This window comes from Streptomyces sp. R302 (assembly GCF_012927245.1).
Classification (GTDB): Bacteria; Actinomycetota; Actinomycetes; order Streptomycetales; family Streptomycetaceae; genus Streptomyces.
This window is the reverse complement of record NZ_JABBGE010000001.1, coordinates 755,062-769,368: the sequence shown is the minus strand read 5'-3', so window position 1 is coordinate 769,368 and position 14,307 is coordinate 755,062. Positions and strand designations below refer to the sequence as shown.

Genomic DNA, 14,307 nt, shown 5'->3' with positions numbered 1-14,307 from the left:
TACTGAGGGCATGCGCATCGGCGAGATCGCCGCGCTCGTCGGGGTCACGCCCCGGGCGGTGCGGCACTACCACCATCTGGGGCTGCTGCCCGAGCCCGAACGGCTGCCGAACGGCTACCGGGAGTACGGCATCAGGGACGCCGTGCTGCTCGCGCGGGTGCGGCGGCTGACCGAGCTGGGGCTCGGGCTCGACGAGGTGCGGGACGTGCTCGCCGACGACGCGGGCCGTGAGGTCGTGGAGGTCCTGGAGGAGCTCGACGCCGACCTCGCCCGGCAGGAGGCCGTCATCCGGGAGCGGCGGGCGCGGCTCGCCGGGCTCCTCGCGGAGGCGCGGGCCGGGAGGCTCACCGCCGAGGGGCCCGTGTCGCCGGAGCTGGCCGCGCTGCTCGCCGGGGTCGGCGAGCTGCCGGACTCGCCGATGGCGGTGAAGGACCGGGAGATCCTCGCCCTGCTCGACACGGTCGTGCCGGCGGAGGAGCGCACGCGGCTGATGGGGCTGATGCACGAGGTGTCCGGGAGCGCCGGGGAGGTGTACGGGCTCCTCGACGCGCTCGTCGACGCTCCCGCGGACGATCCCCGGGTGGAGGAGGCGGCGGAGGCGCTCGCGCGGGTGCTGCCGGTCGGGATCGGGCGGTTCGAGCTGCCCGCGGAGGGCGCCGGCGGGCTCGCCGACGTCTTCTTCGCCGATCTGGCGCCCGCGCAGGCCGCCGCCGTGCGCCGGAGCCTCGCCCTGGTGGCGGAGCGCTTCGAGGGCGGGGGAGAGGAAGAAGAGGGAGAGGGAGAGGGAGGTGAGGGGCATGGCGACGGGGAGTGAGCGGGGGCCCGTGCTGCGGGTGCTGCGCGCCGTGGCGTACGCCGCGCTCCCCGCCGAGCTGGTGGTCTTCGTGCTGCTGCTCGGCGGGGTGCGGATGCCGGGGGCCGTGCTCGGCGGCGCGGAGCTGGTGATGGCCGTGCTGCTCGCCGCCGAGGCGGTCGTGTGGCTGCGGCTGCGGCGGCGGGGGCTGACGCGGCGGGAGGCGCTGGCGGAGCTCGTACCGGAGCGGGTGCTGCGGCTGATCGGGCACGAGCTGGCGCTGATGGCGAGCCTGGGGCGGTGGGTGGCGCGGCGGCCGCACGGGACGGCGGGCGCGGAGGGCGTGTTCCGGCACGCGCGGGACCAGGCCGCGCTCATGTACGGCTTCGCCTTCGTCTGCCTCGTGGAGACCGTCGGGATGTCGTGGCTGCTGGCCGGGCTGCCGGTGGTGCACGCGATCGTGTTCGTCCTCGACGTCTACACGGTCCTGTTCGTGCTCGGGCTGCACGCCGCCTCCGTGACCCGGCCGCACGTGCTGGGCGGTGGGCGGCTGCGGGCCCGGCAGGCGGCCCATGTGGACGTGGACGTGCCGCTGGAGCGGATCGCGGCCGTCCGCCGGGAGAACCGTTTCACCCATGAGAAGAAGGACGGCGAGCTCAATCTGGACGTGGGCTCGCAGACCTCCGTGACGCTGGAGCTGAGCGAGCCGGTGGAGGTGGTCGGGCTGCTCGGCCGGGTGCGGCCGGTGACGACCGTACGGCTGCACGCCGACGATCCCCGGGCGCTGTACGAGGCGGTACGCGACGCGGTCGCCGTCACGCGGGCGCGAACAGCGCCTTCGCCCGGCCGGGATCCGCTTCCGACAGCCTGACCCGCAGCCACTCCCCCAGCGGCAGCGGGGCCGTACCGCCCTCGACCCGGGCCACCACGGCCGGGTCGTCGAGGTGGACGGTGCCGACGGACGGCTCGCGCTCCTTGACGTCGATCACGTACGCGTCGAAGAGCTCGCCGACCCGGCCGCTGAGCAGCGCCGCCTCGACGATGTCGACGCTCTCCCGCTCCACCGCGTTGGCGCGCCGCGCGCCGCCGGCCATGGTGTCGGGCAGGCCGGGCAGCGCGGCCCGCACCCACTCCGGCGGCTCGTTCCCGGCGACCGCCGCCACGCACAGCTCGGAGGCGTACCGGTCGACGAGCCGGCGCAGCGGGGCGGTGCAGTGGGTGTACTCGTCGGCGACGGCCGCGTGCACGGCCGGGTCGGGCAGCCGGCCATCGGTGAAGACGGTGTAGCCGGCGCCGCGCAGCAGGGTGGTGCACTCCTGGAGGAAGGCGGCCTGGCGCGGGTCGGTGGGGTCGGCGTTCCTGACCACCTCCGCGTACGGCACGTGGTGCGGCCAGGCGACGCCGAGCGCCTCGGCGGAGCGGCGCAGCCGGGCGACGGCCCCGTCGGGGGCGACCGGCAGGGTGCGCAGGATGCCGGTGCCGGCGGCGGTCATCAGGTCGGCGGCGGCCATGCCGGTGAGCAGGGAGATCTGCGCGTTCCAGCTCTCGGCGGGCAGCGGCGCCCGGTAGGCGAGCGTGTAGCCGTGGTCGCCGGGGACCTCGACGATCTCCTGCTCGGGGACGTCGAGGGAGATCCCGCCGCGCTCGATCTCGCGCTCCGCGCGGAGCCGGCCGATGTCGCGGAGCAGGGCGAGCGGTTCCTCGGCGGTGCCGGAGTCGATCCGCCGCTGGACGGTGGCGTAGTCGAGTTTGGCGCGGCTGCGGACGAGGGCCCGGCGGAGGTCGGTGGCGACGCGGCGGCCCTCGGCGTCGAGGTCGATCCGCCACAGGAGCGCGGGGCGCGGCTCGTCCGGCAGCAGGCTGGCGGCGCCCTCGGAGAGGACCGGCGGATGGAGGGGGGCCTTGCCGTCGGGGAAGTAGAGGGTGAGGACCCGCCGGTGGGCCTCGGCGTCGATCGCCCCGCCGGGGGCGACGAAGGCGGCGACGTCCGCGATCGCGTAGTGGACGCGGTAGCCGCCGTCGGCCCGCCGCGCCAGGTGCATGGCCTGGTCGAGGTCGGTGGAGGTGGGCGGGTCGATGGTGAGGAACGGCAGGTCGGTGGCGTCGTACGCGGGGAGGCGGGGGCTCTTCGCGGCGGCCTCGGCCTCGGCGAGCACGGCGGCCGGAAACCCCTCGGGCACCCCGAGCTCGGTACGCAGTGCGCGCAGCGCGGCCCGCAGCGGAGCCTCCGCCGCGCCGGTCACGTGGATGTGGCGTCGGGGCATGCAATCGAGCGTAGGGGGCGGGAGGGGGCCCGGCACCTCGTACGCTGGCTTGTCGGGGCCGCATCCCCGTTCGCGTACGTACGTAAGGAGAACCACCGTGCTCGTGCTGCTGCCGCCCTCCGAAGGCAAGGCACCCTCCGGGTCCGGGGCGCCGCTCAAGCCGGAGTCGCTGTCGCTGCCGGGGCTCGCGGAGGCGCGGGCGGCGGTCCTGGACGAACTGGTCGAGCTGTGCGCCGCCGACGAGGAGAAGGCGCGCGAGGTCCTCGGGCTGAGCGAGGGGCTGCGGGGCGAGGTCGCGAAGAACGTCGGGCTGCGCACGGCGGGCGCCCGGCCGGCCGGGGAGATCTACACCGGTGTCCTGTACGACGCGCTGGGCCTGGCGACGCTGGACGCGGCGGCCCGGAAGCGGGCGGCGGACTCCCTGCTCGTCTTCTCCGGGCTGTGGGGCGCGGTGCGGGTGACGGACCGGATCCCGTCGTACCGCTGCTCGATGGGGGTGAAGCTGCCCGGGCTCGGCGCGCTGGGGGCGCACTGGCGGGGCGCGATGGCCTCGGTGCTGCCGGAGGCGGCCGGGGACGGCCTCGTGCTCGACCTGCGCTCGTCGGCGTACGCGTCGGCGTGGAAGCCGAAGGGCGAGGTGGCGGCGCGGACCGCGACGGTACGGGTGCTGCACGCGCCGACCCGGAAGGTGGTCAGCCACTTCAACAAGGCGACCAAGGGCCGGATCGTCCGGAGCCTGCTGGAGTCGGGCGCGGCGCCCGGCACGCCGGACGAGCTGGTGGAGGCGGTGCGGGAGCTGGGGTACGTGGTGGAGACGGGCGCGAAGGCGGGGGTTCTCGACGTGCTGGTGGACGAGATCCACTGAGCGCGTTGCGCGCTCCGCAACGGTCGTTGCGCGGGGTGTCGGGTCCGGTCAGGATGAGGCCATGCCCCGCACCCCCGGTCTCTTCGCGCTCGCCCCGCACGCCCCCGTCGTCCCGGTCGTCGTGGTCGAGGACGCCGCCGACGCGGTGCCGCTGGCGCGGGCGCTGGTGGCCGGGGGGCTGCCGCTGATCGAGATCACCCTGCGCACCCCCGCCGCGCTGGACGCGGTGCGGGCGGTCGCGGCCGAGGTTCCGGGCGCGGTGGTCGGCGCGGGCACGGTCGTCTCGGCGGCCGGCGCGGCGGACGCGGTACGGGCCGGGGCGCGGTTCCTGGTGAGCCCGGGGTGCTCGGGGCGGCTCCTTGGGGCGCTGCGGGAGTCGGGCGTGCCGTTCCTGCCGGGTGTCTCGACCGCCTCCGAGGTGCTGGCCCTCCTTGAGGAGGGCGTCACGGAGCTGAAGTTCTTCCCGGCCGAGGCGGCGGGCGGCGTCCCGTACCTGACGTCGCTCGCGGGCCCGCTGCCGCAGGCCCGCTTCTGTCCGACCGGCGGCATCTCGGCCGCCTCGGCCCCCGCCTACCTCGCCCTCCCCAACGTCGCCTGCGTCGGCGGCACCTGGATGCTGCCGCCGGACGCCCTCGCCGCCCGCGACTGGGGCCGGGTGGAGGCCCTGGCGCGGGAGGCGGCGGGGCTCTCCGGCTAGCCGTCGGTGAAGCGGACGGCCTGGTGGTCGGCGACCGGGCGGTATCCGAGGCGCGGATACAGGGCGTTGCTGGTGGTGTTGGCGAGGTCCGTGAAGAGGACGACGTCCGCGGCGCCGGAGTCGGCGGCCGCGCGGCTGATCGTGGCGGTGACGCCGGCGGCGTAGCCGCGGCCGCGCTCGCCGGGCGCGGTGTAGACGAGGTGGACGCGGGACTGGCCCTGGACCGTGCGCGAGCGGGCGGCCATCGCCACGGGGCGGCCGTCGGGGGACTTCCAGACGTGGAGGCGGTCCTCGGTGATCCGCTCGGTGAGGAAGTCGGTGTAGTCGTCCCGTGGTTCGAAGTGGTGGACGACGTCGAAGTCGGCGGCCCACGCGCCGAGCAGCGGGAGGTCCGCCGTGCGCGCGGGGCGGCTGCGGCCGGCCGGTGGCGGGTCCTGCGGGGTGAGCTCGTCGAGCCGGAAGAGCCGGATGTCCACGACCGGCTCCCAGGGGCGGCCGGCGGCGGCGACGTACGCCTCCACCGCCGCCGTCTCGCCGCGCAGCGTGGCCGGTTCCGCGCCGGGCGGGAGGACCAGCGCGGCGGCGGCCTCCACGGGCACCACGCCGAAGGTGAGGTCGGCGAGCGGGGCGGCGGCGAGGGCGCCGGTCGCGGTGGTCCCGTCCGGGCCGGTCCACCAGCCGAGGAGCTCCGCTCCCTCCATCGTGGTCAGCAGGGCGGTGTTGCGGGCCGGTTCGGCGGCGAGGTGCGGGCCCGCGGCGGCCAGGAACTCCTGGAGGTCTGTGGTGAAGTGCCAGCTCATACCCGGATGGTGACGGGTCGACGGCGGGTGGCGCGAGCGAATTGCGCGGGCGCCTCCGACCGGCGCCAGGGCCTGTGCGGCGATTCGCGTCGGACCCGACGGGACCGGTCGGACAGGCCTAGCGGCGGAGGTGGGAGGTGTCGTTGAGGAGGCGTACGGAGGCGTTGCCGTCGGCGTAGTAGGCGACGGCGGAGAGGGAGGCGGCCGACAGCTCGAACTTGAACAGGGACGGGGGCGGGGCGCCGAGGGCCAGCCGGACCAGGGTCTTGATGGGCGTGACGTGACTCACGACGAGGACCGTGCGGCCCGCGTGGGCGGCGGCCAGGCGGTCGCGGGCGGCGGCGACGCGGCGGGTCACGGAGGCGAAGCTCTCGCCGCCGCCGGTGGGGGCGGCGGTCGGGGAGGCGAGCCAGGCGTCCATGTCCTCCGGGTACCGCGCGCGGACCTCCGCGAAGGTGAGGCCCTCCCAGACGCCGAAGTCGGTCTCGCGGAGACCCTGTTCGATGACGACGTCCAGGCCGAGGCGGGTGGCGACGGCTTCGGCGGTCTGGCGGCAGCGGGTGAGGGGGGAGCTGACGATGTGCTGGATCGTGCCGCGGGCGGCGAGCGCGTCGGCGACGGCGGCGGCCTGGCGCCGCCCCGCCTCGGAGAGCTCCGGATCGGCGCCCCCGCTCCCCGAGAACCGCTTCTCGGGAGTGAGCGCGGTCTCTCCGTGCCGCAGCAGCACGAAGGTGGCGGGGGCGGCCATGTCGGGTACGGGGCCTACGGGTGCGGGAACCGCAGGCGCGGGTTCAGCGGCAGACGGGTCCTGCGAGCCGGCACCCGGCACCGGGGGCTGTGCCCACCCTCCCCCGGAGGGGGTGCCCCCACGCCCCGCGGAACGGGTGCCCACAGCGGTGACAGCGTCGGCACCGGCGGCGCGCGCGGGCGCCGTGGCGTCAGTTGCGGCGGCGCCGGGCGCCTTCACCGCTGCCGACAAGGCCGCTCGTGCGCGGGCCGCGCCCGCCGTCGCGTCGCCGGGCGGGCCGGCGGGGGGCAGGGTCGCCGCCACCTGGGCGGCGGAGGTGTCCCGGGGGGTCCACTGTTCGCCGCGCTTGCCCGCGTCCATCGCTTCGTTGGCCAGGCGGTCGGCGTGTTTGTTGCGTTCGCGGGGGATCCACTCGTAGGTGACGCGGTCGCGCGGGAAGGCGCGGGACGCTTCGGCCGCGAGGGGCTTCATGTCCGGGTGCTTGATCTTCCAGCGGCCGGACATCTGCTCGACGACGAGCTTGGAGTCCATCCTGACCCGGACGGTGGCGTCGGGCGCCACGTCCAGGGCGGCGCGGAGGCCCGCGATGAGGCCCTTGTACTCGGCGACGTTGTTGGTCGCGACGCCGATGTACTCGGCGGCCTCCGCGAGGATCTCGCCCGTGGCCGGGTCGAGGACGACGGCCCCGTAGCCGGCGGGCCCGGGGTTGCCCCGGGAGCCGCCGTCCGCCTCGACCACGAGCTCGCGCATTACAGGCCGGACTCCGCCGTGCGGACCAGGATCCGGCGGCAGTTCTCGCAGCGCACGACCGTGTCCTTCGCGGCGGCCCGGACCTCGTTCAGCTCGGTGATGTTGAGCTCGATGTGGCAGCCCTCGCACTTGCGCTGGTAGAGGCGGGCCGCGCCGACGCCGCCCTGCTGCTCGCGGAGCTTGTCGTACAGCTTGAGGAGGTCGGCGGGGACGGTGCCCGCGACGACCTCGCGCTCCTTGGCGACGCCGGCGGCCTCCTCGTCGAGTCCGGCCTGGGCGGTGTCCCGGCGGCCGGTGGCGTCGTCGACCTTGGCCTGGACGGCCTCGACCCGCCGGGTCAGCTCGGCGACGCGCTCCTGCGCGGACTCGCGGCGCTCCATGACCTCCAGGACGATCTCCTCCAGGTCGCCCTGGCGCTTGGCGAGCGAGGTGATCTCGCGCTGGAGGTTCTCCAGGTCCTTCGGGGAGGAGACGGCGCCGGAGTCGAGCCGCTGCTGGTCGCGGGCGGCGCGCTGGCGGACCTGGTCGACGTCCTGCTCGGCCTTGGTCTGCTCGCGGGCGCAGTCGCTCTCCTCGGTCTGCGCGGCGACGAGCAGGTCGCGCAGCTGGGTGAGGTCCTTGGTCAGCGCCTCGATCTCCGCGTGCTCGGGCAGCGCCTTGCGCTTGTGGGCGAGCTGCTGGAGGCGGACGTCCAGGGCCTGGACGTCGAGGAGGCGGATCTGGTCGGCGGGCGCGGCGTTCAGTTGGGGGCTCCAGAGGAAGTGTGGTGGGAGGACCAGGGGTCGGTGACCGTCTTCGAGACGTGGACGCGGAGGTCCCAGCCATGACGGTCGGAGATCTCGTCGAGCTGTGCGGCGGCCAGCTCGCACCAGGGCCATTCGGTGGCCCAGTGGGCGGCGTCGACGAGGCCCAGCGGGCCCGAGGAGGACGCGGCCTGGGTGGCCTCGGAGACGGGGTGGTGGCGGAGGTCCGCGGTGAGGAAGGCGTCCACTCCGGCGGCGCGCACCGCGTCGAAGAGGCTGTCGCCGGAGCCGCCGCTGACGGCGACGCGGCGGACGGTCATGTCCGGGTCGCCGGCGACCCGGATGCCCTGCGCGGTGGCGGGCAGCCGCTTCGCGGCGCGGGCCGCGAACGCGGCGAGGGTCTCCGGCTGGTCGAGCTCGCAGATCCGGCCGAGGTTGTTCTCGGGGACGAGCGGCCCGGTGACCCGCAGGTCGAGGGCGCCGGCGAGGGCGTCGGAGACGCCGGGGTCGGCGGTGTCGGCGTTGGTGTGGGCGACGTGCAGCGCGATGTCGTGCTTGATCAGCGTGTGCACGACGCGGCCCTTGAAGTGGCCGGCCGCGACCGTCGTCGTCCCGCGCAGGTAGAGCGGGTGGTGGGTGACGATCAGGTCGGCGCCGAGGGCGACGGCCTCGTCCGCGATCTCCTGGACGGGGTCGACGGCGAAGAGGACGCGGGTCACCTCGGCGTCGGGGTCGCCGCAGACGGTGCCGACGGCGTCCCACTGCTCCGCCCGCTGGGGCGGCCAGAGGGCGTCGAGCTCGGCGATGACTTCAGACAGACGGGGCACGGAGGAAAGGCTACCTGTCCTCCGCGCCCCGCCGTCCTGGCCTGTGGACAACTCCCCGGCCGAACGCCCGAACGCCTACTTCACCAGGTCGGCGCGCAGGTCGTCGAGGACGCTGTCCGCCGCCGTCACGCCGAGGCCCAGGTACCAGGTCTCGTCGGGGACGTCCTTGGCCCGGCCGGCCTTGACGGCGCCGAGGTTCTTCCAGAGCGGGTTGCCCTGGGCGGCGTCCTTCTTGGTCGCCTTGGCGTCGCCGTAGACGCCGGTGAAGATCCAGTCGGCGTCGGCCTGGTCGATCTTCTCCGGGCTGACCTCGACGGCGAGGTCGTCGACCTGCTGGTTCTTCGGGCGGGGCAGGCCGGTGTCCTCCAGGATGGTGCCGATGAACGACGCCTTCGCGTAGAGGCGGATCTTGCCGGGGAGGTAGCGGACCATCGAGATGGTCGGCTTGTTCGGGCCGATGTCCGCGCCGAGCCGCTTCGCCTTCGTCTCGTACGCGGCGAGCTTCTCCTTCGCCTCGGCGGTCTTGTCGAGCGCGGCGGCGTTGAGGAGGTAGTTCTCCTTCCAGGTGAAGCCCGGGCGGATGGAGAAGACGGTCGGCGCGATCTTCGACAGCTCGTCGTACTGGTCGGCGGCGCGCAGCTGGCTGCCGAGGATGAGGTCGGGCTGGAGGTTGGCGATGGCCTCCAGGTTGAGGTTGTTGATGGTGCCGACGGGCTTGGGGCTGCCGGCTTCCTTGGCGAGGTAGCCGGGGATGCCGTCGTCGCCCTCGGAGGGGGCGTAGCCGACGGGCTGGATGCCGAGGGAGACGACGTTGTCGAGCTCGCCGACGTCGAGGACGACGACCCGCTTCGGGGCGGCCTTGAGCTCGCTGGTGCCCATGGCGTGGGTGAGCGTGCGCGGGAACTGGCCGGGCTTGGCGTCGGTGCCCAGGGCGGCGGTCTTCGCGGCCGCGTCGCCGAAGTCCTTGCCGCCGACGGCGACGTCCTTCTTCTTCACCCCGTCCTCCTTCTCGGCGGCGTCGGAGGAGTCGTCGCCGCCTCCGCAGGCCGCGAGGGAGAGCGCGGCGGCGAGGGCGACGGCGGCGGCGGTGCCGCGGCGGCGGAGGGACATCGAGGGGCTCCTCTTCGATGGCGGAGTCGAGGGCGGACGCCGAGGTGGGGCCGCCGTACGGGGGTGCGGCGGCGCGCTCCCGAGCGGAGCCACAGGGTCCGCTTAGGTTGCCCTTACCTTACGTACCCCTGGCCCCGTCAGCACAACCGGCCCCCTCCGCTCAATCGAACCGGCCCACCGCCATCCTTATGTGTGAAGTGCGTGGGCTCGTGTTGTTCGGCTGGAAGTGCGAAAACTAGCTTCGTGGCCGGAGGTGACGAGTCGATGACAGCCTTGGCCATCGAGACCACGGCCGGGGACGGCGACCACGAGGGGACGGCCGTCCACCCCCCGGCGGGCTTCACGATCACCGCGAACGGCGCGTACGCGGCCCGGCTCGCGGGTTCCGGGGACGCCCTGTACGCGGAGCGCTGGACCCTCGACGGCCCGGAGCCGTACGCCGTGCCGCTCCCCCTGGACCAGCCCGAGGAGCGCGACGCGCGGCTGCTGCCGCTCGCCGACGGGCGGGTCCTGGTGTGCCGCCGGGTGGACGGGCGGCGGCACACCTTCTCGCTGCTGTACCCGACCGGCCCCGGCACCGGCGAGCTGCGGCTCGGCTCGGTGGAGGCGCCCGGCCCCGGCCCGGTGGAGCTGCTGCCGCCGTCCCCGGACGGCATCTGCGCCTACGCGCGTCACATCGGCCCGGAGACCACCACGCTGTGGCTGGTGGCGGGCGGCGCCTTCGGCCCGGAGCGGGTCGCCGAGATCCCGGGCCACTGCGCGGGCGGGGTCTGGCTCGACCGTACGGGGCGGATACTGGCCCTGGACCGGCGGCTCGGCGACGGGCCGGTGAAGACGGTGGCGGTGGACCTGGAGCGGGGCGGCGAGGTGTCGCCGCTGCTCCAGATCACCGAGACGAGCGACGACCGGCTGCTGCTCGCTGACCCGGACAGCGGGCTGCTGCTGATCCGTTCGGACGCGCCCTCGCCGGGGCACGAGCGGCTCGGCTGGGGGGTGTTGGGGAGCCTGCTGCCGGTGCGCTTCCCCGACTGCCTGCGCCTCGACGACGCGGCGGTGACGCCGTTCGCGGTCCAGCCGGGGCAGGCGCTGATGCCGGAGAGCTGCGGGGTGGCCCTGCGGATCGACGCGGCGAGCGGCACCTGGGTGGGCCTGTGGCGGCCCTCGGAGCGGCGGATGCACCAGATGGCGGCGCCGCCCGGGTGGGTGGCGGGGGCCGGGGCCTGGTCGCCGGAGGGCGTGCTGCGACTGCCGTGCTCCACGGCGGAGCTGCCGTGCGCGCTGGCCGGGCTGACGGTGCCGGACGACCCGGAGCCGGAACCGGAGCCGGGGCCGGGACGGGTAGCGGAACCGGAAGCGGAAGCGACGCTCCCGACGGAGGAGGAGCAGCCGCGCGCGCTGCGGCCGGTGCCGCTCCAGCAGGCGCCTCTGACGGACCGTAAACCCGCTGGTTAGACTCACCGCCGCAGTACCGCACGCACAGGCACGTCAACGGGGTGAGTACGACATGGCGGACGACAGCACGCAGTCCACGGAGGAGCGACAGGGGACGGGCGGTGCCGGACGGCACCGGGGCCCGGCCGCGCCGGCGGAGGAGACCACCTCCGCCCCGCACGGCCGGCACCGCCGCGAGGCGCACGAGGGCTAGGCCGCGCGCGACGGCGAAGGGCCCCGGGGGATCCGCTCCCCCGGGGCCCTTCGCCGTCCCCTCCTCCGGCCCCCCCCTGGGCCGGGGTTCAGCCCTTCTTCAGGCCCAGCACCTCCGCCGCCGCGAAGGTCTCGTTCGGCGGGCGCTCCGCGAAGTACGGGGTGAGAAGGCCGTCCAGCTCCTCGAAGCCGAAGGCCTCCTTCGCGGTGTCGAACTTGGCTGCCACCCGGGGCCGTTCGACGACGGCGACCATCCCGCCGTGGACGACGAGCAGCCGGCCGTTGACCCGGGCCGCCGCCGGGGAGGCGAGGTAGCCGACGAGCGGGGCCACGTGCTCGGGCGACAGCGGGTCGAGCTCGTCCTCGCCCGAGGGCTCGGCGAAGCCGGCGAAGACGTCCTCCGTCATGCGGGTGCGGGCCCGGGGGCAGATGGCGTTGGCGGTGACCCCGTACCGGGCGAGGGCGAGCGCCGTGGAGGTGGTGAGGCCGACGATGCCGCCCTTGGCCGCCGCGTAGTTGGGCTGTCCGGCCGAACCGGCGAGGAAGGCCTCGGAGGAGGTGTTGACGATCCGGCCGTAGACGCCGCTCTCCCCCGCCTTGGCGCGTCCCCGCCAGTGGACGGCGGCGAAGCGGGTGGTGTTGAAGTGGCCCTTGAGGTGGACGCGGATGACCGAGTCCCATTCGTCCTCGCTCATCGAGAAGACCATCCGGTCGCGCAGGATGCCCGCGTTGTTGACGAGGACGTCCAGTTTGCCGAACTCGGCGACGGCGAGGTCGACCAGGCCGCGCGCGGTCTCGAAGTCGGAGACGTCGCCGAGGTGGGCGACGGCCCGGCCGCCGGCGGCGGTGATCTCGGCGGCCACCTCCTCGGCGGGGGCGGCCGACGCCTCCCCGGAGCCGTCCCGGCCGGGCTGCCCGTAGTCGTTGACGACGACGGCCGCGCCGAGCCGGGCCAGTTCGAGCGCCTCGGCGCGGCCGAGCCCGCGCCCGGCGCCGGTGACGATCGCGCTCAGCCCCTCAAGAGGCAGTGACATGGCTGGGGTGTCCTCTCAGATCTCGATGCAGGTGCGCAGGGCCGCGCCGGTCCGCATCTGCTCCAGGGCCTCGTTGACGTGGGCCAGCGGGACCCGGTGGGTGATGAGCGACTCCAGGTCGATGCGGCCGGCCCGCCAGAGCGCGATGGCCCGCTCGTACGAGCGCAGGACGTCCCCGCCGCCGTACATGGAGGGCAGGATCCGCTTCTCGTCGAAGAACAGCTCGAACATGTTGAGCTGGAGGTTGTCGTCCATGGCGCCGGCGCCGACGACGCAGAGGGTGCCGCCGCGCCGGGTCGTCTCGTACGCGGTCCGCGCGGTGGCGGACTTGCCGACGACCTCGAAGACGTAGTCGAAGCCCTCGCCGGCGGTGATCCGCTGCTTGGCGTCGGCCAGCGCCTCGGGGGCGACGGCCTCGGTGGCGCCGAAGCGGAGGGCGGCCTCGCGGCGGGACTCGACGGGGTCGACGGCGACGATCTGGGCGGCGCCCTGGAGCCGGGCGCCCTGGATGGCGGAGATGCCGACGCCGCCGCAGCCGATGACGGCGACCGAGGAACCGGCCTCCACCTTGGCGGTGTTGATGGCCGCGCCGAGCCCGGTGGTGACGCCGCAGCCGATGAGGGCGGCGATGTCGAAGGGCACGTCGTCCGGGATGGGGACGGCGCAGCCGGCGTCGACGACGACCTCCTCGGTGAAGGTGCCGGTGCCGGCGAAGCCGAAGACGTCCCCGCCGGGGCGCTTGAAGTTGGGGGTGCCGGCGTTCATGAAGCCGGCGAGGCAGAGCTGGGTCTGGCCGCGCCTGCAGGCGGCGCAGCTGCCGCAGGCGGGCAGCCAGCAGAGCAGGACCCGCTGGCCGGGGGCGAGTCCGGTGACGCCGTCGCCGACGTCGAGGATCTCGCCGGCGCCCTCGTGGCCGGGGATGAAGGGCGCGGGCTGCGGCAGGACGCCGCTCATGGCGGAGACGTCCGAGTGGCACAGGCCGGTGGCCCGCACCCGGATCCGCACCCTGCCCGGGCCGAAGCCCACCGCCTCGACGTCGTCGAGGACCTCCAGCTTGTCCTGTCCGATCTCGTGCAGTACGGCTGCGCGCATGGTGCGGCTCCCATCAGCAGGGCGGATCAGGCGTGTTCGACGACGGTGTCGGCGAGGACCGGGGCGTCGTCGCGCTCCACGGCCGTCACCGTCACCTGGACGCGGCCGTCCTCGGCCCACATCCGGATGCGCAGGGTCTCGCCGGGGAAGACGACCCCGGCGAAGCGGGTGCGGTAGGCGCGGACCCGGGTGACGTCGCCGTCGAGCACGGTGTCCACGACCGCCTTGAGGGTCATGCCGTACGAGCAGAGGCCGTGCAGGATCGGGCGGTCGAAGCCGGCGAGGGCGGCGAACTCGGGGTCGGCGTGGAGCGGGTTCCAGTCGCCGGAGAGCCGGTAGAGCAGGGCCTGTTCCTCGCGGATCGGGCGCTCGACGGTCTTGTCCGGTTCGCGCGCGGGGACCTCCAGGCGTTCGGAGGGGCCGCGGTCGCCGCCCCAGCCGCCTTCGCCGCGGACGAAGATCTGGGCGTCGGAGGTCCACAGCGGGCCCTCGTCGTCGGCGGCCTCGGAGCGCAGCACGAGGATGGCGGCCTTGCCCTTGTCGTACACGGCGGCGACGCGGGAGGTGGAGACGGCCCGGCCGCCGGTGGGCAGCGGGCGGTGGAGGGTGATCGACTGGCCGCCGTGGAGGACGGCGGCGAGGTCGATGTCGATGCCGGGGGCGGAGAGTCCGCCGACGACGCCCATGCCGGCGCCGGCGACGGTGGCGAAGCTGGGCAGCACGTGGAGCCGCGATTCGAGGGTGTAGCGCAGCTCGGCCGGGTCGGTGGCGGGGCTGCCGGCGCCGAGGCCGAGGTGGTAGAGCTGGACGTCCTTGTGGTCCCAGGCGATCTCGGCGCTGCGGGGCTCGGCGGCGAGGGCCTTGGCGGCGTCAATGGGCATCGGCTTGCTGCTCCTTGGAGGTCCTTGGAGTGGAAGACCTCGGCGCGACCGTCCGCACC

15 protein-coding genes are annotated in these 14,307 nt (G+C 74.9%); 6 read left to right on the top strand and 9 right to left on the bottom strand.

The genetic code is table 11. The annotated features are described in order from the left end of the window. Positions 1 to 10 precede the first annotated feature (10 nt). Both HHL19_RS03560 and HHL19_RS03555 read left to right on the top strand, forming a co-directional pair. Positions 11 to 814 (top strand): MerR family transcriptional regulator, encoded by an 804-nt coding sequence (locus HHL19_RS03560; RefSeq protein ID WP_169085379.1) that lies wholly within the window; start codon positions 11 to 13, stop codon positions 812 to 814. Beyond that, complete coding sequence (locus tag HHL19_RS03555) at positions 798 to 1,664, top strand: hypothetical protein (protein WP_169085377.1); 867 nt, start codon at positions 798 to 800, stop codon at positions 1,662 to 1,664. Before HHL19_RS03560 ends, HHL19_RS03555 begins: the two co-directional genes overlap by 17 nt. On the opposite strand, the gene HHL19_RS03550 is transcribed toward HHL19_RS03555, so the two are convergent. Continuing rightward, positions 1,609 to 3,057, bottom strand: coding sequence for an RNB domain-containing ribonuclease (locus HHL19_RS03550; protein WP_169085375.1), 1,449 nt, complete (start codon positions 3,055 to 3,057; stop codon positions 1,609 to 1,611). The genes HHL19_RS03555 and HHL19_RS03550 overlap by 56 nt on opposite strands. Before the next feature lie 97 nt (positions 3,058 to 3,154). Here HHL19_RS03550 and yaaA point away from each other — a divergent pair, with 97 nt between their 5' ends. Both yaaA and eda read left to right on the top strand, forming a co-directional pair. After that, positions 3,155 to 3,922 carry a peroxide stress protein YaaA gene (gene yaaA, locus HHL19_RS03545; RefSeq protein WP_169085373.1) on the top strand — a complete coding sequence of 256 codons (768 nt, stop codon included), beginning with the start codon at positions 3,155 to 3,157 and terminating at the stop codon, positions 3,920 to 3,922. 61 nt (positions 3,923 to 3,983) lie between these two features. Further along, positions 3,984 to 4,619 carry a bifunctional 4-hydroxy-2-oxoglutarate aldolase/2-dehydro-3-deoxy-phosphogluconate aldolase gene (gene eda, locus HHL19_RS03540; RefSeq protein WP_169085371.1) on the top strand — a complete coding sequence of 212 codons (636 nt, stop codon included), beginning with the start codon at positions 3,984 to 3,986 and terminating at the stop codon, positions 4,617 to 4,619. Here the strand turns inward: eda and HHL19_RS03535 are convergent. The 5 genes from HHL19_RS03535 to HHL19_RS03515 all read right to left on the bottom strand — a co-directional run bounded on the left by HHL19_RS03535 (position 4,616) and on the right by HHL19_RS03515 (position 9,597). Next, positions 4,616 to 5,419 (bottom strand): GNAT family N-acetyltransferase, encoded by an 804-nt coding sequence (locus HHL19_RS03535; protein ID WP_169085369.1) that lies wholly within the window; start codon positions 5,417 to 5,419, stop codon positions 4,616 to 4,618. The two genes, eda and HHL19_RS03535, sit on opposite strands and share 4 nt — an antisense overlap. A gap of 118 nt (positions 5,420 to 5,537) precedes the next feature. Continuing rightward, positions 5,538 to 6,917 (bottom strand): bifunctional RNase H/acid phosphatase, encoded by a 1,380-nt coding sequence (locus HHL19_RS03530; RefSeq protein WP_169085367.1) that lies wholly within the window; start codon positions 6,915 to 6,917, stop codon positions 5,538 to 5,540. Beyond that, positions 6,917 to 7,660 (bottom strand): C4-type zinc ribbon domain-containing protein, encoded by a 744-nt coding sequence (locus HHL19_RS03525; RefSeq protein WP_206324634.1) that lies wholly within the window; start codon positions 7,658 to 7,660, stop codon positions 6,917 to 6,919. Before HHL19_RS03525 ends, HHL19_RS03530 begins: the two co-directional genes overlap by 1 nt. After that, positions 7,657 to 8,487 (bottom strand): Nif3-like dinuclear metal center hexameric protein, encoded by an 831-nt coding sequence (locus HHL19_RS03520; protein WP_169085365.1) that lies wholly within the window; start codon positions 8,485 to 8,487, stop codon positions 7,657 to 7,659. Before HHL19_RS03520 ends, HHL19_RS03525 begins: the two co-directional genes overlap by 4 nt. A gap of 75 nt (positions 8,488 to 8,562) precedes the next feature. Further along, complete coding sequence (locus HHL19_RS03515; RefSeq protein ID WP_169085363.1) at positions 8,563 to 9,597, bottom strand: iron-siderophore ABC transporter substrate-binding protein; 1,035 nt, start codon at positions 9,595 to 9,597, stop codon at positions 8,563 to 8,565. Positions 9,598 to 9,861: 264 nt separating this feature from the next. Here HHL19_RS03515 and HHL19_RS03510 point away from each other — a divergent pair, with 264 nt between their 5' ends. Both HHL19_RS03510 and HHL19_RS03505 read left to right on the top strand, forming a co-directional pair. Then, complete coding sequence (locus HHL19_RS03510) at positions 9,862 to 11,049, top strand: hypothetical protein (RefSeq protein ID WP_169085362.1); 1,188 nt, start codon at positions 9,862 to 9,864, stop codon at positions 11,047 to 11,049. 52 nt (positions 11,050 to 11,101) lie between these two features. After that, positions 11,102 to 11,242, top strand: coding sequence for a hypothetical protein (locus HHL19_RS03505; RefSeq protein ID WP_169085360.1), 141 nt, complete (start codon positions 11,102 to 11,104; stop codon positions 11,240 to 11,242). An 88-nt stretch (positions 11,243 to 11,330) separates the two neighbouring features. Here the strand turns inward: HHL19_RS03505 and HHL19_RS03500 are convergent, their stop codons facing one another. Genes HHL19_RS03500 through HHL19_RS03490 form a run of 3 tightly spaced genes read right to left on the bottom strand, consistent with a single transcriptional unit; the run spans position 11,331 to position 14,248 of the window. Continuing rightward, complete coding sequence (locus tag HHL19_RS03500; RefSeq protein WP_169085358.1) at positions 11,331 to 12,275, bottom strand: 3-oxoacyl-ACP reductase; 945 nt, start codon at positions 12,273 to 12,275, stop codon at positions 11,331 to 11,333. Between the two features lie 15 nt (positions 12,276 to 12,290). Then, complete coding sequence (locus HHL19_RS03495) at positions 12,291 to 13,367, bottom strand: Zn-dependent alcohol dehydrogenase (protein WP_169085356.1); 1,077 nt, start codon at positions 13,365 to 13,367, stop codon at positions 12,291 to 12,293. A gap of 26 nt (positions 13,368 to 13,393) precedes the next feature. Continuing rightward, a complete protein-coding gene (locus HHL19_RS03490) occupies positions 13,394 to 14,248 on the bottom strand; it encodes a MaoC/PaaZ C-terminal domain-containing protein (RefSeq protein ID WP_169085354.1) in 855 nt (284 codons plus the stop codon). Between the last annotated feature and the right edge of the window lie 59 nt (positions 14,249 to 14,307).

Excerpts from the sequence above, each read along its gene's own strand:
- HHL19_RS03560 (WP_169085379.1), top strand. The coding sequence starts at position 11 with ATGCGCATCGGCGAGATCGCCGCGCTCGTCGGGGTCACGCCCCGGGCG.
- HHL19_RS03555 (WP_169085377.1), top strand. The coding sequence starts at position 798 with ATGGCGACGGGGAGTGAGCGGGGGCCCGTGCTGCGGGTGCTGCGCGCC.
- HHL19_RS03550 (WP_169085375.1), bottom strand. The coding sequence starts at position 3,057 with ATGCCCCGACGCCACATCCACGTGACCGGCGCGGCGGAGGCTCCGCTG.
- eda (WP_169085371.1), top strand. The coding sequence starts at position 3,984 with ATGCCCCGCACCCCCGGTCTCTTCGCGCTCGCCCCGCACGCCCCCGTC.
- HHL19_RS03535 (WP_169085369.1), bottom strand. The coding sequence starts at position 5,419 with ATGAGCTGGCACTTCACCACAGACCTCCAGGAGTTCCTGGCCGCCGCG.
- HHL19_RS03530 (WP_169085367.1), bottom strand. The coding sequence starts at position 6,917 with ATGCGCGAGCTCGTGGTCGAGGCGGACGGCGGCTCCCGGGGCAACCCC.
- HHL19_RS03515 (WP_169085363.1), bottom strand. The coding sequence starts at position 9,597 with ATGTCCCTCCGCCGCCGCGGCACCGCCGCCGCCGTCGCCCTCGCCGCC.
- HHL19_RS03510 (WP_169085362.1), top strand. The coding sequence starts at position 9,862 with ATGACAGCCTTGGCCATCGAGACCACGGCCGGGGACGGCGACCACGAG.
- HHL19_RS03505 (WP_169085360.1), top strand. The coding sequence starts at position 11,102 with ATGGCGGACGACAGCACGCAGTCCACGGAGGAGCGACAGGGGACGGGC.
- HHL19_RS03500 (WP_169085358.1), bottom strand. The coding sequence starts at position 12,275 with ATGTCACTGCCTCTTGAGGGGCTGAGCGCGATCGTCACCGGCGCCGGG.
- HHL19_RS03495 (WP_169085356.1), bottom strand. The coding sequence starts at position 13,367 with ATGCGCGCAGCCGTACTGCACGAGATCGGACAGGACAAGCTGGAGGTC.
- HHL19_RS03490 (WP_169085354.1), bottom strand. The coding sequence starts at position 14,248 with ATGCCCATTGACGCCGCCAAGGCCCTCGCCGCCGAGCCCCGCAGCGCC.